The sequence below is a fragment of the Kribbella lupini genome (genome assembly GCF_039529595.1).
GTDB classification, from domain to species: Bacteria; Actinomycetota; Actinomycetes; order Propionibacteriales; family Kribbellaceae; genus Kribbella; species Kribbella lupini.
In genome coordinates this window covers 926,500-947,776 of record NZ_BAAANC010000001.1, presented here as the reverse complement: position 1 = coordinate 947,776, position 21,277 = coordinate 926,500, and the positions used below count along the sequence as shown (strand labels likewise).

The 21,277-nt window shown below is 70.3% G+C and carries 17 protein-coding genes and 1 pseudogene; 11 read left to right on the top strand and 7 right to left on the bottom strand.

Going from position 1 to position 21,277, the window contains the following annotated elements:
• The first annotated feature begins 1 nt into the window (after position 1).
• From ABD235_RS04280 to ABD235_RS04265, 4 genes are all read left to right on the top strand, one after another.
• Positions 2–1,267, top strand: coding sequence for an ATP-grasp domain-containing protein (locus ABD235_RS04280; protein ID WP_344169654.1), 1,266 nt, complete (start codon positions 2–4; stop codon positions 1,265–1,267).
• Positions 1,264–2,553 (top strand): MFS transporter, encoded by a 1,290-nt coding sequence (locus tag ABD235_RS04275; RefSeq protein WP_344169651.1) that lies wholly within the window; start codon positions 1,264–1,266, stop codon positions 2,551–2,553. Before ABD235_RS04280 ends, ABD235_RS04275 begins: the two co-directional genes overlap by 4 nt.
• A 10-nt stretch (positions 2,554–2,563) precedes the next feature.
• Positions 2,564–3,802: an ATP-grasp domain-containing protein gene (locus ABD235_RS04270; protein WP_344169648.1), complete on the top strand. Its 1,239-nt coding sequence runs from the start codon at positions 2,564–2,566 to the stop codon at positions 3,800–3,802.
• A gap of 124 nt (positions 3,803–3,926) precedes the next feature.
• Positions 3,927–4,556: a lysoplasmalogenase family protein gene (locus ABD235_RS04265; RefSeq protein ID WP_344169645.1), complete on the top strand. Its 630-nt coding sequence runs from the start codon at positions 3,927–3,929 to the stop codon at positions 4,554–4,556.
• Here the strand turns inward: ABD235_RS04265 and ABD235_RS04260 are convergent, their stop codons facing one another.
• The 6 genes and pseudogenes from ABD235_RS04260 to hisD all read right to left on the bottom strand — a co-directional run.
• Positions 4,557–5,954 carry an alkaline phosphatase PhoX gene (locus ABD235_RS04260; protein ID WP_344169642.1) on the bottom strand — a complete coding sequence of 466 codons (1,398 nt, stop codon included), beginning with the start codon at positions 5,952–5,954 and terminating at the stop codon, positions 4,557–4,559.
• A gap of 94 nt (positions 5,955–6,048) precedes the next feature.
• On the bottom strand, positions 6,049–6,729 hold the full coding sequence (locus ABD235_RS04255) for an SAVMC3_10250 family protein (RefSeq protein ID WP_344169639.1): 681 nt from the start codon (positions 6,727–6,729) through the stop codon (positions 6,049–6,051).
• Positions 6,730–6,780: 51 nt separating this feature from the next.
• Positions 6,781–7,422, bottom strand: a complete 642-nt coding sequence (gene hisH / locus ABD235_RS04250; protein WP_344169636.1) for an imidazole glycerol phosphate synthase subunit HisH — start codon at positions 7,420–7,422, stop codon at positions 6,781–6,783.
• Entirely contained in the window at positions 7,419–8,018 is a 600-nt protein-coding gene (gene hisB, locus ABD235_RS04245) for an imidazoleglycerol-phosphate dehydratase HisB (protein ID WP_344169633.1), read from the bottom strand. Before hisB ends, hisH begins: the two co-directional genes overlap by 4 nt.
• Complete coding sequence (locus tag ABD235_RS04240) at positions 8,015–9,133, bottom strand: histidinol-phosphate transaminase (protein ID WP_344169631.1); 1,119 nt, start codon at positions 9,131–9,133, stop codon at positions 8,015–8,017. Before ABD235_RS04240 ends, hisB begins: the two co-directional genes overlap by 4 nt.
• A 125-nt stretch (positions 9,134–9,258) precedes the next feature.
• A pseudogene (gene hisD / locus ABD235_RS04235) lies at positions 9,259–10,566 on the bottom strand (histidinol dehydrogenase); the annotation flags it as partial.
• A 245-nt stretch (positions 10,567–10,811) separates the two neighbouring features.
• Between hisD and ABD235_RS04230 the strand changes: the two are divergent.
• Genes ABD235_RS04230 through ABD235_RS04220 form a run of 3 tightly spaced genes read left to right on the top strand, consistent with a single transcriptional unit; the run spans position 10,812 to position 12,064 of the window.
• Positions 10,812–11,480 carry an LON peptidase substrate-binding domain-containing protein gene (locus ABD235_RS04230; protein ID WP_344169629.1) on the top strand — a complete coding sequence of 223 codons (669 nt, stop codon included), beginning with the start codon at positions 10,812–10,814 and terminating at the stop codon, positions 11,478–11,480.
• Positions 11,481–11,522: 42 nt separating this feature from the next.
• Positions 11,523–11,759: a ribbon-helix-helix domain-containing protein gene (locus ABD235_RS04225; protein ID WP_344169626.1), complete on the top strand. Its 237-nt coding sequence runs from the start codon at positions 11,523–11,525 to the stop codon at positions 11,757–11,759.
• Positions 11,759–12,064, top strand: a complete 306-nt coding sequence (locus tag ABD235_RS04220) for a type II toxin-antitoxin system PemK/MazF family toxin (RefSeq protein WP_344169623.1) — start codon at positions 11,759–11,761, stop codon at positions 12,062–12,064. Before ABD235_RS04225 ends, ABD235_RS04220 begins: the two co-directional genes overlap by 1 nt.
• A gap of 1,330 nt (positions 12,065–13,394) precedes the next feature.
• Here the strand turns inward: ABD235_RS04220 and ilvD are convergent.
• Positions 13,395–15,245, bottom strand: a complete 1,851-nt coding sequence (gene ilvD, locus ABD235_RS04215) for a dihydroxy-acid dehydratase (RefSeq protein WP_344169620.1) — start codon at positions 15,243–15,245, stop codon at positions 13,395–13,397.
• A 213-nt stretch (positions 15,246–15,458) separates the two neighbouring features.
• On the opposite strand from ilvD, the gene ABD235_RS04210 reads away from it, so the two are divergent.
• The 4 genes from ABD235_RS04210 to ABD235_RS04195 all read left to right on the top strand — a co-directional run bounded on the left by ABD235_RS04210 (position 15,459) and on the right by ABD235_RS04195 (position 21,215).
• Entirely contained in the window at positions 15,459–16,487 is a 1,029-nt protein-coding gene (locus ABD235_RS04210) for an SAM-dependent methyltransferase (RefSeq protein WP_344169617.1), read from the top strand.
• A gap of 39 nt (positions 16,488–16,526) precedes the next feature.
• Complete coding sequence (locus ABD235_RS04205) at positions 16,527–17,369, top strand: helix-turn-helix domain-containing protein (protein WP_344169614.1); 843 nt, start codon at positions 16,527–16,529, stop codon at positions 17,367–17,369.
• Positions 17,366–17,785 carry a VOC family protein gene (locus ABD235_RS04200; protein WP_344169611.1) on the top strand — a complete coding sequence of 140 codons (420 nt, stop codon included), beginning with the start codon at positions 17,366–17,368 and terminating at the stop codon, positions 17,783–17,785. The genes ABD235_RS04205 and ABD235_RS04200 overlap by 4 nt, the downstream gene beginning before the upstream one ends.
• A 106-nt stretch (positions 17,786–17,891) precedes the next feature.
• A complete protein-coding gene (locus ABD235_RS04195; protein WP_344169608.1) occupies positions 17,892–21,215 on the top strand; it encodes a S8 family serine peptidase in 3,324 nt (1,107 codons plus the stop codon).
• The last annotated feature ends 62 nt before the right edge of the window (positions 21,216–21,277 follow it).

The following is a 21,277-nucleotide window of genomic DNA, read 5'->3' as shown; positions in this document are numbered from 1 at the left end:
GATGAACCCGACGAACGAACGTCCGCACCTGCTCGTGGTGGCGACCGGAATGCGCCTGTTCCGCGAGTACATCCTGCGCTCGATCGCGCCGCAGTACCGGATCCACATGTTCCTGCACGCGGAGCCGACCTGGGAGAAGGAGTACATCGAGGCCTGGACCGTGCTCGAGACCACGCTGGACGCCGAGGCGCTGGTCGCGGCGGCCCGCACGCTGCACGCCGACCAGCCGATCGACGGCGTGCTCTGCTGGGACGAGGCGCGGATCCTGCAGACCGCCCACGTCGCCGAGGCGCTCGGCCTGCCGGGCGGTGACGTGGCGATGATCAACCGCTGCCGCGACAAGCACCTGACCCGGACGGCGCTCGCCGCGCAGGGCGTCCCGCAGCCGGAGTCCGTGCTGGTCGACACCGTCGACGAGGCGCTCGTCACCGCCGACAAGCTCGGCTACCCGGTGATCCTCAAGCCGCGCGCGCTGGCCGCCAGCCTCGGCGTGGTGAAGGTGAACTCGGCCGACGAGCTCCGGCAGAACTGGGCCTTCGCGCACGACACGACCGTTCCGGAGGCGCCGCACTACGACGTCAAGGTGCTGGTCGAGGAGTTCGCCGACGGCTACGAGATCAGCATCGACGCGGCCGTCTTCCAGGGCCAGGTGACGCCGTTCTGCCTGGCCCGCAAGGAGATCGGCTACCCGCCGTACGCCGAGGAGATCGGGCACTACGTCGACGCGGCCGACCCCCTGCTGGCCGACGAGCACCTGTTCCAGGTGCTCGTCGACGCGCACGCCGCGATCGAGTTCACCGACGGCGTCACCCACACCGAGATCATGATGACCGCCGACGGCCCGAAGGTGATCGAGATCAACGCCCGGATCGGCGGCGACATGATCCCGTACCTCGGGCTGCAGGCGACCGGCGCCGACCCCGGTCTGGCGGCGGCCGCGGTCGCGACCGGGCGCTCGCCGGAGCTGGTGCCGGACCGGACGATGGTCGGCGGGGTGCGGTTCTTCTACGTCGACGAGAACGACACCGTGCTCGACTCGGTCTCGTTCGAGGAGGCCGACCTTCCGGCGACGATCGACCAACTGGTCCCGCTGATGGAGGCCGGCCAGACCACCAGTCCCCCGCCGGAAGGCACGCTGTGGGGCCGGATCGCGTACGCGACCGTGGTGGCCACGACGATGGACGACTGCCGGGCCGGGCTCGACGCCGCCGAGAAGGCCCTGCGCTGGTCGGGCAAGGTCAAGGAACCGGAGGAGGCAGCCTCATGACGGACACCACGGAGGACACCGGCATCTGGGTGACCATCCGCGAAGCGCCCGTCGCGGTCAAGGCCTTGCTGATCGGCAACTTCGTCAACAAGCTCGGCTGGTTCCTGCAGGTCTTCCTGGTGCTCTTCCTGACCACCTCGAAGGGCTTCACCGACGTCCAGGCCGGTACGGCGCTGGGCGTGTACGGCGGCGGCACGGTCGTCGGTCTGATCATCGGCGGTTCGCTGTCGGACAAGATCGGGCCGCGGGCCGCCGTACTGATCAGCATGTTCGGCATGGCCGGGTTCGTGCTGGCGATCGCGTACGTGCCGAGCTACACGGCCGTCCTGATCGTCGTCGCGCTGGCCGGTGCGGTCGGGCAGTTCTACCGGCCCGCCTCGGCGGCGTTGCTGACCGAGCTGACCCCGAAGCACCGCCAGGTGATGATCTTCGCGGTCTACCGGTTGACGATGAACGTCGGCGCCACGGCCGCACCGCTGGTCGGTGCGGCCCTGGTGGCCATCTCGTGGGACCTGCTGTTCATCGGCGAGGCGCTGGCCGCGCTGGCCTACGCGGCGGTCGCGATCATCGCGCTGCCGAAGCGCCGGTCGGCCGCCACCTCGGCCGACGACGGCTCGGTCCAGGACGCCCCGGCCGAACCCGCTGCCGCGGGCAACTACCTGAGCGTGCTGCGGGACTACAAGTACGTGCTGTTCCTGGTCTGCATGTTCATCAACGCCGCGATCTACATGCAGTACCTCGCGGTGCTGCCGCTGCACATGAAGGCCGACGGGTTGTCGACGTGGTGGTTCAGCGCGGTCGTCGCGCTGAACGGGTTCATCGTCATCACCTGCGAGCTGCTGGTCACCAAGGTGGTCCAGCACTGGGCGCCCAAGCTGGTCGTGATCGCGGGCTTCGTCCTGCTCGGCGGCGGTCTGGCGTTCTACGCGCTGCCCGGCGGGGTGGCGATCTTCGTGATCGGCACGCTGCTGTGGACGCTGGCCGAGATCATCGCGGGCCCGACCATGTTCGCCTACCCGGGCATGGCCGCGCCGCCGCAACTGCTCGGCCGGTACGTCGGGTCCGCGCACGCCATGTTCGGCCTGGGCTCCGCCCTCGGCCCGTTCCTGGGCGTGTGGATCTGGAACAACTCCGGGACCGACGTGTGGCTGTGGTGCGGGCTGGCCGGTCTCGTCGGGATCGTCCTGGCGGCCATCGGCATGCCCGGCAAACCGGTCGGGGCCACCGAGGAACCCGCCGTGGACATGACCCCGGCCACCGAGCCGTTGCCGAGCGAGACTTCGTAGGAGAATCCTGATGTCCAAATACACGATCATCGTGGACCCGTTGTCCACAGGGCAGGAGTACCCTGCCGCGTTCAAGGAGGCCGGACAGATCCCGGTCGCCGTCCTGAGCGGGCTCGAGCCGCCGCCGGCGTACACAGCCAGCTGGCACCCGGACGACTTCGAGCACGTGCACTACTTCACCGGCGACGTGGCCGCGTTGGCCGAGGAGCTTCGGCGGTACGAGCCGGAGTACCTGGTCCCCGGTGCCGAGAGCGGCGTCGAGCTGGCCGACCAGCTGATCGAGATCCTGGTCCCCGGCAGCGGCAACGTGCCCGAGCTCGCGTCCGCGCGGCGCGACAAGTGGGAGATGGCCGAGGCGCTGCGCGTCGCGGGCGTCCCCCGGCTGCGGCAGATCCGGACCGCCGACCCGGCCGAGGCCGAGCGCTGGCTGAAGGAGAACGACCTGCTCGGGCGACGGCTGGTGATCAAGCCGCCGAAGAGCGCCGCCGGCGACGAGGTGTACGTCGTGTTCGAGGACGGCGACTGGCGCGAGCGGTTCGACCGGGTGCTCGGGCGGACCAACAAGATGGGCCTGACCAACGACGCCGTCCTGATCCAGGAGTACGCCGAAGGCACCGAGTACCTGGTCGACAGCTACACCGTCGACGGCAAGCACTCGCTGGTCGACGTCTGCCGCTACACCAAGATCAGCCGCGGCGACAAGATCGGCATCTACCACCGGATCGACTTCCTGGCCGAGGACGACCCGGAGGTCCAGGCGCTGTGGCCGTACACCCAGCAGGTGCTGGACGCGGTCGGCATCCGGATCGGCTGCGGGCACGCCGAGGTGATGATGACCGCGGACGGCCCGCGCCTGATCGAGGTCGCGGCCCGGCCCGCCGGTGGCGGTCACCAGATGGTCAGCGAGCTGGCCACCGGTGACAACCACATCAAGCGGACCGTCGCGCACCGGGTGCGCGGCGAGGTGCGGGACGGGTTCGACCTGGTCCAGCACCTGCGCGGGATCTTCGTCTCGGCGTACCGGGACGGGTACTTCCGCAACCGCGAGGTGTTCGACGGGATCGAGAGCCTGAAGTCCTTCCACTGGATGAAGATCCTGCACGAGGAGGACGCCGTCGTCCCGGAGACGGTCGACCTGTTCACCTGCCTGGCCTGGGTGATCCTGATCCACAGCGACGCCCAGACCCTCGACGACGACTACCGCCGCGTGCTGGAGATGGAGGCCGCGATCGTCATCGACGAACCGTAGGACCGGGCGCGGGATTCGGCCTTGACCCCCCAGTCGATCCGCTGACTCCCCCAGCCCGTCTGGGCCCGGGCATCCGCCCGGGCCCAGAGCTTGTTGTTCACCCGAGCTGGGCACACTCGCTCCCATGAGCCTGAGTCATCTGGTGAATGCCCGGCGGGGCCTGTTCGCGTACTGCGCCGCCTCCGTCGTCCACGTCGCCGCGGTCGCCGTCGACGCGAAGATCCTCAAGGTGGCGAGCAAGGCGACCCTGATGCCGTTGCTGCTGGCCTGGTCGCGGACGCGGCAGGCTCCGCCGCTCCTTCAGGCCGCGCTGCTGGCGTCAGCCGCCGGCGATCTGCTGCTGGAGACCGAGTACGAGCTCGCCGGGATCGCGGCCTTCGCGGCCGCCCACGCCTGCTACCTCGCGCTCATGCTGCCCGAGTCCACCCAACGGCCCTGGCGCGTGCTCGCGGCGTACGGCGCTCTGTGGGCCGCGCTCGTCGCCGTGCTGTCCCGAGACCTCGGGTCCCAGCGCGTGCCGGTTGCGGCGTACGCGTTGTTGCTGACGGCAACAGCCGTGGTGTCGCGCTGGCACAGCCCGCGCAGTGGTGCGGGCGGCGCGCTCTTCCTGGTCTCCGACGCGCTGATCGCGTTCCGGATGGCCGGGCGCGACTTCCCCGGCCGTGGTGCGCTCGCGATGGCGACGTACGCCGGAGGCCAGTACCTGCTGGCCTCCGGCATCGTCGATCAGCGCCTGCGGCGGCGCTCTGCCTGATCAGCGCCGACGGCGCCAGGGCCCGGTGATCGCGTAGGTGATGCCCGGCGTGTAGACGTTGAAGAACATCGTGCGCCCGTCGGCGGAGAAGCCCGCGCCGGCCAGCTCGCCGTACTCCGGCTCCTCCGGCGTCCCGTTGTTCACCCGGTTCCGGGCGAACTTGAACACCTCGCCGTCCTCGGTGGTGCCGAGGATGTGCTGCTCGCCGAGGCCGTCCTCACACATCATCAGCCCGCCGTACGGCGACATCGTGATGTTGTCCGGGGCATCGAACTCGGGGTTGTCGGACCCGGGCGAGGGCCGGGTGAAGATCACCATCAGCCGCAGCGTCTTGCGCCGCGGGTCGTAGCGCCACACCTGGCCGTCGTGGTCGACCTTCGGGCCGAGCTCGGTGCGCGCGAACGACGACACGAAGTACACGCAGCGGTCCAGCGAACCCCACCAGCAGCCCTCGAGCTTGTACCCACCGGTGATCGGCTTGGCGTAGTCCTGCGCCCGCACCGACTCCGAGGTCGCCAGCGGGTCCGGAACCTTGACCCACTGCACGCCGCCGAACTCCGTGCCCGCCTCCTGCACCACCGACAGGTCCGGCAGGCCCGGGATGTGCATCGCCTGCAGCTCGCCGCCGGCCCGCAGGCTGCCCCAGCCGCCGCGCGGCCGGTTCGGCAGGAAGCGGTAGAAGCCACCGAGCGGCGCGATGAACGCGTCCTCGGTCTCGTACACGATGCCGGTCGCCGGGTCGATCGCGACCGCCTCGTGCTGGAACCGGCCCATGTCCTTCAGCGGCGTCGGGTGCACGTTGCGCCGGTCGTCGTACGGGTCGACCTCGAAGATGAAGCCGTGGTCCTTGGTGTAGCCGCTGTCGCCGGCCTTGAGCTCGGTCTCCTCACAGGTCAGCCAGGTCCGCCACGGCGTGATGCCGCCGGAGCAGTTGATCGCCGTACCGCCGAGGCTGGTGAACTCCTTGGTGGTGTGGTTGTGCCGGTCGACCACCAGCGTGCTCGTGCCGCCGAACCCCATCGGGTCGTAGGTCCGCTCCGGCGGCGCCTTCACGCCGATCGTCGCGGTCGGGCTGCACTCGTGGTTGCGGACCAGCCGGTTGCCGCCGTGCCGGTCCGGGAACGTCCCCATCCCGTCGAACCGGCTCGGGGTCTTGATCCCGTCCGGGCGCACGGTGCCCTCCCGCGAGAGCACCTTGTAGCTGAAACCGCGCGGCAGATCGAGCATGCCCTTGGGGTCCTCGATCAGCGGCCCGTACCCGATCTTCGGCCCGGACGTGCCGAGCGCCGGCTGAGCGGTGTAGAGCGCTTCGACGGACCCCACCACACTGACCGCGACTCCGGCCGCGGCCGCTCGGGCGACGAACTGACGCCTGGACAGGGGATTTGTTGCGGTCACGGCGGTCCTCCTTGTGAGTACAAGCAGTTGACGCCAGTGAACGTACGGTAAACATCAACCCAACAGCAAGAGAACGAGTGTCAGGTACTCACAGTCACCGCGGTACGGGCACGTACTCCACCACCAACGGGCTCGCCACCACCATCCGCCGCCGGGCGTCCTCGACGCTGAACGACACCCGAGCCATCCCGCTCACCCAGGTCGCGGTCACTTCCGGCGCGATCCCCCGCAGCTGCCGTACCAGCCGATCCAGCTGCGCCTCGTACCACTGGGCGTCGGAGGTGTCCGTCCCGTCCTCCTCGGCAGTCGCGAGATAGCTGAACAGGCCGGCCACCGCCGACCCCGAGATCGCCTCGCGCGGAAGCTGGTCGCCCGAGCTCTGCAGCAGGTGCTGAGGCGAACCGTGCAGCAGCAGCTGCACGGAACTGCCGTCGCTGAAGTGGTGACGCCCCCACCAGAACACGACCTGCCGGATGCCGTCCTTCAGCACGGCGCTGACGAGCCACGTCTCGAACTGCATCCACTCCCCCGGCTCCAGCTCCTCGGTCCACCAGCGGACCGGCCACTTGGATCGGATGAACTCCTCCGCCTGGTCCAGCGTGGCGGCCGTACCGGCTGCCGCGGCGACCGGGTCGTAGTCGACGTTCGCCTCGACGGACGGCAGACCGGTGAGTCCGGCGGTGAGCTTCACACCGCCGGACAACCCGTCACGCTTGCTGGTCGGTTTACGGAACTGCTGGAGCTTGGCCTGCGAGAGGTAGACGAGTTCGCGCACCAGGCAACAGTAGTGGGGTCACTGGGAGCAGGGCTGCGGCCGCGGACCTGCTCAGAGCGAGCGGACCCAGTTGGCGAGCAGTTCGGCGCCGGCGTCGCCGGACTTCTCGGGGTGGAACTGGGTCGCGGTCAGCGGCCCGTTCTCGACCGCGGCGACGAACCGGTCCTCGCCGTACGACGACCAGGTGACCTTCGGGGTGACCGACTCGCGAGTGTCCTTGAGCGCCCACTCGCGCACGCCGTACGAGTGCACGAAGTAGAAGCGCTCCTTGTCGATGCCCTCGAAGAGGGTGCTGCCGCCGGGGACGTCGACCGTGTTCCAACCCATGTGCGGGACCGGCTCGCCGTGCTGCGGCTGGAGCCGCTCGACCGTGCCGGGCCACTGCTCGCAGCCCTCGGTCTCGACACCGTGCTCGATGCCTTTGGCGAACAGGATCTGCATGCCGACGCAGATCCCGAGCACCGGGCGGCCGCCGGTGAGCCGCCGGTCCACGACGACGTCGCCGCGGACCGCCTTGAGACCCGTCATACAGGCCTCGAACGCACCGACGCCGGGGACCAGCAGGCCGTCCGCGTCGAGGGCCTGCTGGTAGTCCGCGGTGACGGTGACGTCCGCGCCGACGCGTTGCAGGGCGCGCTCACCGGACCGGATGTTGCCCGAGCCGTAGTCGAGCAGGACGACCTTCTTGCTCACAGGGCGCCTTTGGTGGAAGGGATTCCGGGCTGCCGCGGGTCCAGCTCGGCCGCGTCGCGCAAGGCTCGCGCGAACGCCTTGAACTGCGCCTCCACGATGTGGTGCGGGTCGCGGCCGGAGAGCACCCGGATGTGGACGCAGATCGCCGCGTTGAACGCGAGCGTCTCGAACACGTGCTGGGTCAGCGATCCGGCGTAGTCGCCGCCGATGATCGCGTAGACCTGGCCGTCGGGCTCACCGGTGTGCACGCAGTACGGCCGGCCGGACAGGTCGACCGTGCAGTGCACGAGCGCCTCGTCCAGCGGCACGGTCGCGTCACCGAACCGGCGGATGCCCTTCTTGTCGCCGAGCGCTTCCTTCAGCGCCTGGCCGATGCCGATCGCGGTGTCCTCGACGGTGTGGTGCGCGTCGATCTCGAGGTCGCCGACCGTGTTCACGTGCAGGTCGAGCAGCGCATGCTTGGCCAGCGCGTTGAGCATGTGGTCGTAGAAGCCGACGCCGGTGGAGATGTCGGCCCGGCCGGTGCCGTCCAGGTCGAGCTCGACCAGCACCTTCGACTCGCTGGTCTCCCGGTCGATACGGGCAGTGCGACTCATGATTGCCTTCCGATGTCGGTCTTGAGCACCTTCTCCAGGGACGCGCGGAACGCGGCCATCTCGGCGCCGGTGCCGATCGAGACCCGCAGCCAGCCGTCCGGGCCGGTCTCACGGATCAGTACGCCGTCGTCGAGCAACGCCTGCCAGACCGCGTGCCGGTCGGTGAACGTGCCGAAGAGGACGAAGTTCGCGTCCGAGTCGACTGCTTTGAGGCCCTGCGACCGCAGCCAGTCAACCGTTTCGTCCCGCTCGACCCGCAGCTGGTCGACCCGGCCGAGCAACTCGTCGGAGTGCCGCAGCGCTGCCCGCGCGACCGCCTGGGTCACGGCGGACAGGTGGTACGGCAGCCGGACGATCCGCAGCGCGTCGACCAGTTGCTTGCTCGCGGCAAGGTAACCGACCCGGGCCCCGGCCAGCGCGAACGCCTTCGAGGTGGTCCGGGCGACGGCGAGGTTCGGGTACGACGGGAGCAGGCTGGTCGCGCTCGGCGTTCCCGCGCGGCGGAACTCGGCGTACGCCTCGTCGACCACCAGCACCGCCCCGATCGACGCCGTCCGCCCGGCGACCGCCTCGACCAGCTGGATCGGCAGCGCCGTACCGGTCGGGTTGTTCGGTGAGGCGAGCAGCACGACCGACGGGCGGTGCCGCGAGATCGCGGCGAGCGCCTTGCTCTGGTCGAGCGTGAAGTCGTGCGACCGGCGGCCGACGACCCAGCCGGTGTTGGTGTCGCGGGCGTACTCCGGGTACATCGAGTACGTCGGCGCGAACGACAACGCCGTCCGGCCCGGCCCGCCGAAGGCCTGCAGGAGATGCAGCATGACCTCGTTGGACCCGTTGGCCGCCCAGATCTGCTCGGCGGTCAGGTGCGCGCCGGACTCGCGACCGAGGTACGCGGCCAGGTCGGCGCGCAGCGCCAGGAAGTCGCGGTCCGGGTACCGGTTGAGACCGCGAGCCGCCTCGGCGACCGACGCGGTGATGTCGGCGACGACGGCGTCGCTCGGCGGGTACGGGTTCTCGTTGACGTTGAGCAGGAACGGCACGTCGAGCTGCGGCGCGCCGTACGGCTCGAACGCCTTCAGCTCCTCGCGCAGCGGCAGCCCGTCGAAGCGGCCCATCAGCTGTCCTCGAGGGATCGAGCGGAGACAGCAGTGCCGGACGCCGGAGCGGTCTCGGCAGCGGTGCCGTCGGTGGTGACGGACGCGGCGGCGGTGTCGCCGGAGGCGGCGGCGGTCTCCGGGAAGCGTGCGGACACGGCGGCGCCGTGGGCCGGCAGGTCCTCGGCGTTGGCCAGTGCGACCACGTGGCCGGCGACCTCCCGCAGGGCGTCGCGGGTGTAGTTGACGACGTGCATCGCCTTCAGGAAGCTGCGCACGGACAGGCCCGACGAGTGGCACGCGCAGCCCGCGGTGGGCAGCACGTGGTTCGACCCGGCGCAGTAGTCGCCCAGCGAAACCGGCGACCACCCACCGACGAAGATCGCGCCCGCGTTGTTGATCAGGGCGGCCCGCTCCTCGGCGTCCTCGGTCTGGATCTCCAGGTGCTCAGCGGCGTACGCGTCGACCAGCACGGTCCCCTGGTCGAGATCGTCGACCAGCACGATGGCGGACTGCTGCCCACCGAGCGCCTCGGTCACCCGCTCGGAGTGCTTCGTCTTGGCGACCTGAATCAGCAGCTCGGCCTCGACCGCGGCCGCCAGCGACTCGCTCGGCGTCACCAGCACGCTGGCCGCCATCGGGTCGTGCTCGGCCTGGCTGATCAGATCCGCGGCCACGTGCACCGGGTCGGCCGTGCCGTCGGCCAGTACGGCGATCTCCGTCGGGCCGGCCTCGGAGTCGATCCCGACCTGCCCGAGCAGGAACCGCTTCGCGGCCACGACGTAGATGTTGCCCGGACCGGTGATCAGGTTGACCTTGCGGCACCCGTCGAAGCCGTACGCGAACCCGGCGATCGCCTGGGCGCCGCCCATGGCGTACACCTCGTCGATCCCGAGCATCGCGCACACCGCGAGCACGGTCGGGTGCGGCAGTCCCCCGAACTCCTTCTGCGGAGGCGAAGCGACAGCAAGCGAGGGCACCCCGGCGACCTGAGCCGGTACGACGTTCATCACGACACTGGAGGCGAGCGGCGCACGGCCGCCCGGGACGTACAGCCCGACGCGCTGCACCGGCACGAGCCGCTGCGTGACCCGCCCACCCGGCGCGGGCTCGGACGCGACGTCGCCGCCGAGCTCGTCCTGGCTGACCTCGCGCACCCGCCGGATCGACTCCTCGAACGCGCCGCGCACGGTCGGGTCGAGCTCCTCCAGCGCGGTCTTCAGCGCCGCGGCCGGCACCCGGACGTCGTCGACGCGGACCTGGTCGAACTTCTCGCCGTACTCCCTGATCGCCTCGAGACCACGATGCCGGACGTCCAGACAGATCGGTCGGACGACGTCGAGAGCCTTCTCGACGTCGAACACGGCTCGGGGCACCAGGGCGTGAACTTCGGCAGGGAGATCGTTGAGCTCTCCGGCCGCCACTCGGCCCCGCAGGTCGACGCGGCGAATCATGGGCCCCAGTCTAGTGGTCGCCCCGGTTGTGCCGTGGTTCGGCGTACAACCTGTGGATGGTTGCCCCAGGGCATGCATGGCAGTCACCTGCAGTCGCGAGCAGGTGCCCGGCGTGGTAGCTCGGTGTGCTGGAGTGAAGCCCTCGATGTTTTTCCATCGTGGGCTTTGCTCCAGTGCACCGAGGTGCCGCGCCGGGTGCCGCGCAGCACGCAGGTGGCTGCCATGCATGCCCTACGCTCGACGGTATGGACTCTCGGCTGCCGCTGCTCACCGTCGAGACGGTGATCTTTCCGGGGCTGGTGCTCCCTTTGCCGATCACGGACGCCCAAGGCCGTTCGGTGATCCGCGACCTGGTCGAGAACGGCGGCGAGATGGTCTGCGGCGCGATCGCCGTTCGGGACGGCTACGAGCTGGGTGACCGGGTCTTCCGCTCGCTGTACGGCACCGGCTGCGCGGCCACCATCTCCGAGATCACCATCGACGCCGACGACGACGGCCCGGTCGAGGTCACGCTGACCGGCAACCGCCGCTTCAAGGTCGACGAGCTGGACAGCGGCGGCGACTACCTGGTCGCCGACGTCGAGTGGCTGGACGAGGAGCTCGGCGACGACCCGCTCGGTACGGCGACGATCGCCGTCGAACGCTTCCGCCGGTACGCCGCCGCCGTGACCGAGATCTCCCGCCCCGGCCTGCACATCGGCTCGCTGCCCGACGACCCGGGCACGCTGTCGTACCTGATGTCGGCCGCGACCACCCTGCTCACCCCCGAACGCCAGAAACTCCTCGAGGCTCCCGACACCACAACGCGCCTGGCCCAGCTGATCGGCCTCCTCGACGCCGAGCTGACCGCGATCAAGGCGATCCCGTCGCTGCCCGACACGGACATGTCCTGGTCCACCATGAACCCGAACTGAGCGTCCATACCGGGTTGAATCCCACGGTGGTATCGTCGTGGTATGAGCAAACAGATCACCGTGCGTCTCCCGGACGAGTTGGTCGACTTCATGGACCGCCTCGTCGACGACAACAAGGCACCGTCGCGAGCGTCGGTCGTCGCCCGGGCGATGGAACGCGAGCGCCGCCGCGAGCTGGCCGCCCGCGACCTCGCCCTGCTCACCGAGTACGGCGAACCCTCCGACCTCGACGGCCTGGCCGCGACCGCCGGCGGAACCGTACTCACCGACCTCGACTGATGCGCCCCATCCACATCGCCCGCCTCGACAAACCCCGCCCCGTCGTAGTCCTCACCCGCGAACTCATCCGCCCCCGCCTCACCAACGTGACGGTGGCCCCCATCACCAGCACCATCCGAGGCCTCTCCACCGAGGTGCTGGTAGGCCCGCAGAACGGTTTGGACCACCCCAGCGCCATCAGCTGCGACAACATCCAAACCATCCCCAAACTCCAACTGGGCCGCCTGATCGGCTACGTCCTCCCCGACCAGGAACCGTCCCTAGCCGAAGCCATCACGCTGGCCTTCGATCTGGAGCTCCTGTAAGCCGCTCCACCGTGCCGCTCCCCACACGTGCCCCGCACGAACCTCCACGCTGAACCACCGAGCGCCCCGCCGGAACATCCGCTGAACCACCGCAAGCGTCGTACGAACCCGCGGCCAACCCCGCACAGCAGGCATCGGCCCGCGCTGACCGCCCGCGCGAACGACTCATCCCTCGGCCCGGACCTTACGCCGAAACCCCCGCGCGCCCGCGGCCCGAACCCCGCGCCAACCAGCACACCCACCTTTTCCGCGGTGCCGGAGCCCACGCTGACCTCCCGGGTGCCCAAACCACCCGCCGAGTCCCGCGCGCGAACCTCCCATGAAGCTCACCCCTCACTGACCTCACCAGCACCAACCTCAAGCCCCGCGACCAAGGGCCACATCCACTCAAGCGCCGACCACTTGCACCTGGCCCCCTCCGCCGCATCCTTGTTCGACGACTAGCGCGACATACCGCGTCAGTCGTCGCACAACTAAGCAGTCGTCGGACAACACATCAGCGGTCAAAGGTGGACGGTGCCCGCGCGGGGTCCTCGCGGTGGTGCACGCCTGGTGGTGCTCGCGGTGGCGCACGCCTGCTGGTGCTCGCGGGGTGCCGGTCCGGGTCCCGCCCGCGCCGGTCGTCTCGCGTGGCGGCGCTCGCAAGGTGCCTGCCCCGCCCCACCCGCCGGCTGCTGCCACCGGGAACTGCTCGCGTGATGTTGACGCGCGGTGGTGAACGCGCTACGACCTGCCCGTGCTGGTGAGTGCGCCGTCGTGAGGCGCACGCAGGTGGGGCGGTGGTGTTGGCGGGGGCTCACAGGTTGCTCGCCGGGTGGTGCTCACGAGTCGCTCGCGGGGAGCCCGCCCGGTGCCGCCACCTGGTACTGCTCGCCGGGTGCTGCCCATCTGGTGCTGCTGGCCAGGTGGCGAGCGCGCGGCGCTGAACGCGCGGCTGGTGGGCGCATGGTGGTGCTGCACAGCGGTGGTTCGCCGGGTGTGACTCGCGGGGAGCCCGCCGGGTGCCGCCCACCTGGGGCTGCTCGCGCGGTGATGCTGCGCGGCGGTCAACGCGTGCTGCCGGGCGGGCGGTGCTGCACGCGCGGTGCTGCACGCCGGGTGCTGCCCATCTGGTGCTGCTCGCCGGGTGGCGAGCGCGCGGCGCAGAGCGCGCGGCTGGTGGACGCGTAGTGGTGCTGCACGGCGGTGATTCGCCGGGAGTAATCGCGGGGAGCCCGCCGCGTGCCGCCCACCTTGTGCGGCTCGCCCGGTGGTGCACGCGAGGTGGTGCACGCCCGGTGGTGCACGCCCGGTGCTCGCGTGCCCGGCCTGGGGCCGGGCACGCGGGGGGTCAGCCGAGTTTGGTGACGTCTCGGACTGCGCCCTTGTCGGCGCTGGTGGCCATGGCGGCGTAGGCGCGGAGGGCTTGGGAGACCTTGCGGTCGCGGGACTTGGGGGCGTAGACGCCGCCCAGGGCCTCGCGGCGGGTGTCGAGCTCGGCTTGGTCGACAAGGAGGTCGATCGAGCGGTTGGGGATGTCGATGCGAATCTGGTCGCCGTCCTGGACCAGGGCGATGGTGCCGCCGGAGGCTGCTTCGGGGGATGCGTGGCCGATGGACAGGCCCGACGTGCCGCCGGAGAAGCGGCCGTCGGTGACCAGGGCACAGACCTTGCCGAGGCCGCGGCCCTTCAGGAACGACGTGGGGTAGAGCATCTCCTGCATCCCGGGACCGCCCTTCGGGCCCTCGTACCGGATCACGACGACGTCGCCGGGCTGGACCTGCTTCGCGAGGATCTTCTCGACGGCTTCCTCCTGCGACTCGCAAACCACGGCCGGGCCCTGGAAGGTCCAGATCGACTCGTCCACGCCCGCCGTCTTCACGACGCAGCCGTCCTCGGCGAGGTTGCCCTTCAGCACGGCCAGGCCGCCGTCGGCGGAGTACGCGTGCTCGACGTCGCGGATGCACCCGCCGGCCGCGTCGGTGTCCAGCGTGTCCCAGCGCTCCGACTGCGAGAACGCGGTCGCCGACCGAACGCACCCCGGGGCCGCGTGCCACATCTCAACGGCCTCAGCGGACGGCGAACCGCCGCGCAGGTCCCACGTCTTCAACCACTCGTCGATCGAGTCGCTGTGCACGGTGTGGATGTCCTCGTTCAGCAGCCCACCGCGGTACAGCTCACCGAGGATCGCCGGGATCCCACCGGCCCGGTGCACGTCCTCCATGTAGTACGTGCCACCCGGCGCGACGTTCGGCGCGACCTTCGCCAGGCACGGCACCCGCCGCGACACGGCGTTGATGTCGTCCAGACCGAAGTCGACCTCGGCCTCCTGCGCCGCGGCCAGCAGGTGCAGGATCGTGTTGGTCGAACCACCCATCGCGATGTCGAGCGCCATCGCGTTCTCGAACGCGGCGCGGGACGCGATGTTGCGCGGCAGCACGTTCTCGTCGTCGGTGTCGTAGTACCGCTTGGTGATCTCGACGACCGTGCGGCCGGCGTTCTCGTACAGGGCCTTGCGGGCGGTGTGGGTGGCCAGGACCGAGCCGTTGCCGGGCAGGGACAGGCCGATCGCCTCGGTCAGGCAGTTCATCGAGTTCGCGGTGAACATGCCGGAGCAGGACCCGCAGGTCGGGCAGGCGTTCTCCTCGATCCGCTGGATGTCGGCGTCGGAGACGTTCTCGTTGACCGCCTCGGACATCGCGTCGATCAGGTCGAGCTTGCGCACGGTGCCGTCGACCAGCGTGGCCCGGCCGGCCTCCATCGGGCCGCCGGAGACGAACACGGTCGGGATGTTCAGCCGCAGCGCGGCCATCAGCATGCCGGGGGTGATCTTGTCGCAGTTCGAGATGCAGATCAGGGCGTCCGCGCAGTGCGCCTCGACCATGTACTCGACCGAGTCGGCGATCAGGTCGCGCGACGGCAGGCTGTACAGCATGCCGCCGTGGCCCATCGCGATCCCGTCGTCGACGGCGATCGTGTTGAACTCGCGCGCGATGCCGCCCGCCGCATGAATCGCCTCGGACACGATCCGGCCCACCGGCTGCAGGTGGGTGTGCCCCGGCACGAACTCGGTGAAGCTGTTCGCCACGGCGATGATCGGTTTGCCGAAGTCCTCCCGCGCTACCCCGGAGGCCTGCATGAGCGCGCGGGCGCCCGCCATGTTGCGACCGTGGGTGACAGTACGGGACCTCAATGCAGGCACGACGGTATCTCCTCGCTTCTCGGACTGCTCTCCTAGCATGTTGCCACTACCGTCCCGAATGCCGAAACGCCGGTCCCACATCCCGGCGCAACAAGCGCGCCGTCGGGTCTTCGAGTCGCCGGCGATCGTTCCGAGGTCCCGCTGTACGGCGGGAAGTCGCCACCCTCCCGGGCCGATGTTCCAACCCCTCGCGGCGTCCTGCATCTTGTCCCTGTGAGTACAGCCGACGACACCCGATCTGACCCACTGGAGCGGCTCGCGCTCTCCCGCGCCGCCCGCGGGCAGGTGGAGACCTGGGCCAACGGCGCCCAGGCGCTCGCACTCCTGACGACGCTGCGCGACCGCGGGTGGACGCAGTTCCTCCTCGAACGCCGGGAGCTCGCCGCGCTGGCCGAGTTCTCCGGGCTCCCGCCGGCCCGGCTCACCGACGTACTGGCTGTGCTCGAGTCGCACGGGATCGTCGAGCAGGCGAACGGGCACGTGCAGCTGAGCGCGTCCTTCGAGGCGCTCGCCGCCGCGGACGCCTGGATCGGGCTGGACGATCTGCTGGATCGCTCCGAGCTGATGACCCGGCTGACCCGTACGGCGGCCGAAGAGCGCGGGCCGCTGCCGCTGACCGAACCGGACGCGCTCGTGGTCGCCCGCGCCGCCGGAGGTGCGGCAGGTGCGGTGACGAAAGCCCTGTACGAGCAGATCTTCGTCCCGCAACTGCCTGAGCTGTCGGCCGCGATCAAGGCCGGAACGTGGCTCGACGTCGGCTGCGGGGTCGCCTGCGCGACGCTGACGCTCGCCTCGATGTATCCGGAGCTGGAGGCTGTGGCGATCGAGCTGGTCCCGACGGTCGCCGCCGAAACGGTACGACGGGCCGAGACGCGCGGGGTGACGGATCGGATCGACGTCCGGGTGATGGACGCGCGGGAGCTCGACGAGCCGGACAGGTTCACCGGTGCGTTCTGGGCGCAGCCCTTCTTTCCCGAGCAGACGCGGGCGGAGACGCTCGCGATGCTGCTCCGGGTGCTGAAGCCTGGCGGGGTGCTGATGATGCAGGAGATGGAGCCGGAACCGGACGAGGACGATCGACCGGCGTACACGCTGCGGAAGCTGGTCGCGCAGGGGTGGGGCGTGCCCTTCGGACGGACCGCCGAGCAGTTGGCCGACGAGGCCAAGACCGCGGGCTTCGCGATCGAACGCCTGGCGCAGACCGACTTCGGTCGCCTGGTCATCGCCCGCCGCCCAGCCTGAAGCAGGGCTTTTGTCGGGTCGGCGATCTAGCCTGGAGCGATGGAGGACTTCGAGCTGCATGTGCACCGGGTGCATCCCGCGCTGCGCCCGTACCTCGACGACCTGATCGGCTACGCCTACCGCGGGAAGCCGCCCGAGCTGCACCGTGGACTCCCCTCCCGGTCGCTGACCGTCGTGATCACGCTGGACGAGCCGCTGAGCATCGGCTGGCCGGACGCGCCGACGCGGACGTTCGAGACGCTCGCCGGTGGTCTCCACTCGACTGCCGTCCGGATCGGCCAGTCGCCCAACCAGACCGGGCTCCAGCTCGCGCTCACGCCGGCCGGCAGTCGCGCGCTGCTCGGCGTTCCCTCCGGTGAACTGGCCTCGACCGTGGTCCCGCTCGACGACATCCTCGGCAGGCCGGCCCGCGAGCTCACCGAGCAACTGCGCGAGACCCCCAGCTGGACGCGGCGCTTCGCCCTCCTGGAGCGGTTGCTGCTCGAGGCATGGCGCGACGAGCCTGTCCCCCAGCCGCGCGCCGAGATCTGCTGGGCCTGGCAACGGCTCGCGCAGACCAGCGGCGGCGTCGGCGTACAGGATCTGGCGACCGAGGTCGGTTGGGGCCGGCGCCACCTGACCGAACGCTTTCGCCAGGAGTACGGACTCGCACCCAAGGTCGCCGCTCGCGTGATGCGGTTCGAACAGGCCGTGCAGCGGTTGAAGCGCGCACCGCGGACCAAGCTCGCCGACCTGGCGGCCGAGCTCGGCTACGCCGACCAGGCGCACCTGTCCCGTGAGTGGAACGCGCTGGCCGGTTGCTCGCCGCGGCAGTGGATCGCTGAAGAACTCCCATACGTTCAAGACGAACCTCCTGGGGAGAAGACAGAGTCGGGGGTATGAACACGACACAGAGCACCGGACAGGTCGGCGTGTGGCCGACGTTGATCTACCGCGACGGGCAGGCCGCCCTGAAGTTCCTGACCGAAGGGCTGGGATTCACACTGGTCGCCTCCTACCCCGGAGTCGCCGAGGGATCGATCGCGCACGCCGAACTGTTGTGGCCGCACGGTGGTGGGGTGATGGTCAGCTCGGTCGACCGCAACGCCGAACCCAACGAGTTCGACCGGTTCGTCGACCAGGCACAGGGAAGTTATCTCGTTCACGACGATCCGGACTCCCTTTATCCACAGGTGATCGCGGCCGGCGCGAAGGTCCTGCGCGAGATGCGCGAGGAGGACTACGGATCGCGCGGCTTCGCCGTCACCGATCCCGAGGGCAACGTCTGGAGCGTCGGCACCTACGCGGGCGAGCGCTGACCCGCCCACTGTTCAGCCCACGCTGAAAGGCTTCCGGGCAAGGCATCCTCGCGACCGCCGGCTCCGTATCGACCGTCGTCAAGACGTCCGGTACAGGGAGCGTTTCATGAGGCGACGAGTTGTGAGTGTCCTGCTGGCTGCGGTCCTGCTGGTCGGTTCGGTTCCGCCGACCGGCGCGGCGCCGGCCCCACCACCCGATCCCCTCCGCGGAGGGGACGGTCACGTGGTCACCCTCGTCACCGGTGATCGGGTGCAGGTGTCCGGAGGCGGTGCCCAGGTCGAGATCCGGCCGGCCAAGGGGCGTGAGAAGGTCGCCGTCTCGATCCGCCGGATCGACGGCCACCTGTACGCCGTACCGGCCGATGTCGCAGATCTGGTCGCGAGCGGCCGGCTGGATCGGCGACTGTTCGACCTGACCACCCTGATCGAGGCCGGGTACGACGACGCGCACAGCACGGACCTGCCGTTGATCCTGGCGTCGGGCACGAGCCGCGCCCCCGGCCTGGCCCGGCGGGACGGCCTACGGGCCACCCGGACGCTGCCGTCGGCGGGCAGCGTCGCGGTCGCAGCCCGCAAGCAGAACCTCGGGGCGACGTGGCAGTCGCTGGCTCCGGGGCAGGGCGGCATCGACAAGGTCTGGCTCGACGGCCTGCGACAGGTGTCGCTGGATCGCAGCGTGCCTCAGATCGGCGCGCCGACCGCCTGGCGCTCCGGTTACACCGGCACCGGGGCGACGGTCGCCGTTCTGGACACCGGCATCGACACCTCGCACCCTGATCTGGCCGGTCAGGTGAAAGCCGCGAAGAACTTCGTCGGCGACACGCCAGGCGACCAGATCGGCCACGGGACGCACGTCGCGTCGACCATCGCGGGCACTGGCAAGGCGTCGGCCGGCCGGTACCGCGGAGTGGCGCCAGGAGCCAAGCTGCTGGACGCCAAGATCTGCGAGGGTCGCGGCTGCCGGGAGTCGGCGATCCTGGCCGCGATGGAGTGGGCGGCGGTCGAGCAGGGCGCCGACGTGGTCAACCTCAGTCTGGGCAGCCCGGACACCCCTGGCATCGACCCGGTCGAAGCCGCGGTGAACACCTTGACCGCCCGTACCGGCGCGCTCTTCGTCGTCGCGGCCGGCAACAGCGGCCCGTTCGGCCGGACCGTGGGCTCGCCTGCCTCGGCGGACGCGGCCCTGGCGGTCGGGGCGGTCGACCGGTACGACGAGTTGGCGTCCTTCTCGTCTCGCGGTCCGCGGGTCGGCGACGGCGCGGTGAAGCCCGACGTCACCGCGCCGGGTGTCGACATCACCGCCGCGCTGGCGAACGCCCGGCCGGGCGGACCGGCGTACACGATGAAGTCGGGTACGTCGATGGCGACGCCGCACGTCTCGGGCGCCGCCGCGCTCCTGGTCCAGCGCAGGCCCAATTGGACAGCGGACCGGCTGAAGGCCGCGCTGACGGCCTCCGCCCGGCCCGCCGCGAACCAATCGGTGTACGAGCAGGGCGCGGGCCGGATCGACGTCGGCCGGGCGATCGAGCAGACCGTCTTCAGCGTGCCGGGCAGCATGGCGTTCGGAACGCAGCGCTGGCCGCACACCGACGACCGGCCCGTCACCCGGCAGGCGACGTTCCACAACGACGGCACCAAGCCCGTCACCCTGGCCCTGGACGCCCGGCTGACCGGACCCACCGGACGCGCGGCACCGGCCGGAACGGTCAGCCTCTCGACGCGTCGGCTCGTTGTCCCGGCGGGCGGCACCGCCACGGTGGCGGTCCGGATCAACACCCGGCACTCCGGCCCGGACGGCCTGTACACCGGCCGGATCACCGCCACCGCGAACGGCAAGCGCGTCACGTCGACGCTGCTGCAGGTGGACAAGGAGGTCGAGAGCTACGACCTGACGTTGCGCACGCTCGACCGCGACGGCAAGCAGGCGGCGGCCGGCAACGTGATCGTCGGTACCGATCAGGATGTGCTGGAGGCGCCGTACGACCCGGACGGCGAGACGGTGGTCCGGCTTCCGAAGGGGCGCTACCTCGTCGAGTCGGTGGTGGTCGCCGACGACCCCGACCGCCAACGTCTGTACTGGACGGTGCAGCCGGCGCTCGTCATGGACCGCGCCCGCACGGTGGTCGTGGACGCCCGCAAGACCAAACCGATGAAGGTCTCCGTCGAGCAACCAGGATCCATCCTCGCGATGGCGAACGTCGGCCTGGTGCAGCCGCGCAGAGGGAAGGGCGCAGAGCCCTACATGTCCTCGCTGTGGAACGGTGACCTCGACTCGCATTTCACCGCACAGCTCGGGCCGCCGGCGACCGGTACCGGCTTGTTCTCCTTCGTGCAGAGCACGCTGGGTCACGGGACCGCCGGCTGGTACGACGATTCGCCCTACATTTATTCGTTGTCCGACCAGCGCCGCGGCGGGTTCTTCACCGGGTACGACCGGCACTACCGCGATCGTGACCTGGCGAGGATCGTGCACCGCTTCGCCGTCGACGGACCGCGACCGCAGGCCGGCCTGCAGTTCTTCGGGCACCTGCCGCACGTCACCGGCCTGCCCACGAGTGTCCGCGCCCTCTTCGGGTACACCAAGCTGCCGGCGTCCGTCGTGCAGTACGCGACGGCAGATCCGGACGTCCGGTGGTCCACCATCCTGCACGAGGGATACACCGGGACGTCGCTGAGCTCCGACAACACGCCCACGTCGTACCAGGCCGGGCGCTCGACCACCGAGGTGTGGCGGACCGCGATCGCAGGACCCGCGACCAGGTTCGCTCTGCCGCGGGCAGCGCTGAAGTCGTACGACCAGCACGCCCGGCGAGTCGAGAACCAGCTGTCCGTTCACCTGTCCCTGCACGCGGACGGCAGCGGCCACAGCAGCTCCTACTCCCCCGAGCGGGGCCGACCGGAGGCAGCCCGTACGACGCTGTACCGCGACGGCAAGCCGTTCGCCGAGTCGCAGGAGGCTGGGCGTATCTCAGCCGAGCTACCCGCCGGTCGCGCGCAGTACGAGCTGCGCACGTCCGTGGATCGCACCGACCGCAAGGAGCTGTCCACCAAGGTGTCGGCGAGCTGGCGCTTCCAGTCCGCTGTGACAGGGCGGCAAGGTGCGGTCCTGCCGCTCTGGGCGGTGCGCTTCGGCCTGCGGACGAGCGACGACGGCAGCCTGCCGCGGACGAAGCACACGATGCTGCCGTTGACCGTCGAGCATCCGCCTGGAGCCAAGGCCGGCGTGCTGACCGGACTCGCTGTGCAGGCGTCCGGCGACGACGGTCGGCAGTGGGTCAACGCTCGAGTCGTTCGCACCGGCGCGAATCGCTACGTGGCCGTCTTCGAAACACCCTCGACAGCCAAGTACGTCACGCTGCGCGCGACCGCCGTGGACAGCGCGGGCAACTCGGTCGACCAAACCGTGGAGCGCGCGTACCGGCTGCGCTGACGGTACGCCGGTCCCGTCCCCGCCTGGGACGGGACCGGCAGCCGAAGTATCCACAGGCGTCC

Bases quoted from the DNA above. Each gene is read 5' to 3' on its own strand.
- ABD235_RS04265 (WP_344169645.1), top strand. From the start codon at position 3,927: ATGAGCCTGAGTCATCTGGTGAATGCCCGGCGGGGCCTGTTCGCGTAC.
- ABD235_RS04220 (WP_344169623.1), top strand. From the start codon at position 11,759: ATGCGCCCCATCCACATCGCCCGCCTCGACAAACCCCGCCCCGTCGTA.
- ABD235_RS04280 (WP_344169654.1), top strand. From the start codon at position 2: ATGAACCCGACGAACGAACGTCCGCACCTGCTCGTGGTGGCGACCGGA.
- hisB (WP_344169633.1), bottom strand. From the start codon at position 8,018: ATGAGTCGCACTGCCCGTATCGACCGGGAGACCAGCGAGTCGAAGGTG.
- ABD235_RS04270 (WP_344169648.1), top strand. From the start codon at position 2,564: ATGTCCAAATACACGATCATCGTGGACCCGTTGTCCACAGGGCAGGAG.
- ABD235_RS04205 (WP_344169614.1), top strand. From the start codon at position 16,527: ATGGAGGACTTCGAGCTGCATGTGCACCGGGTGCATCCCGCGCTGCGC.
- ABD235_RS04225 (WP_344169626.1), top strand. From the start codon at position 11,523: ATGAGCAAACAGATCACCGTGCGTCTCCCGGACGAGTTGGTCGACTTC.
- ABD235_RS04240 (WP_344169631.1), bottom strand. From the start codon at position 9,133: ATGGGCCGCTTCGACGGGCTGCCGCTGCGCGAGGAGCTGAAGGCGTTC.
- ABD235_RS04195 (WP_344169608.1), top strand. From the start codon at position 17,892: ATGAGGCGACGAGTTGTGAGTGTCCTGCTGGCTGCGGTCCTGCTGGTC.
- ABD235_RS04200 (WP_344169611.1), top strand. From the start codon at position 17,366: ATGAACACGACACAGAGCACCGGACAGGTCGGCGTGTGGCCGACGTTG.
- ABD235_RS04275 (WP_344169651.1), top strand. From the start codon at position 1,264: ATGACGGACACCACGGAGGACACCGGCATCTGGGTGACCATCCGCGAA.
- ABD235_RS04230 (WP_344169629.1), top strand. From the start codon at position 10,812: ATGGACTCTCGGCTGCCGCTGCTCACCGTCGAGACGGTGATCTTTCCG.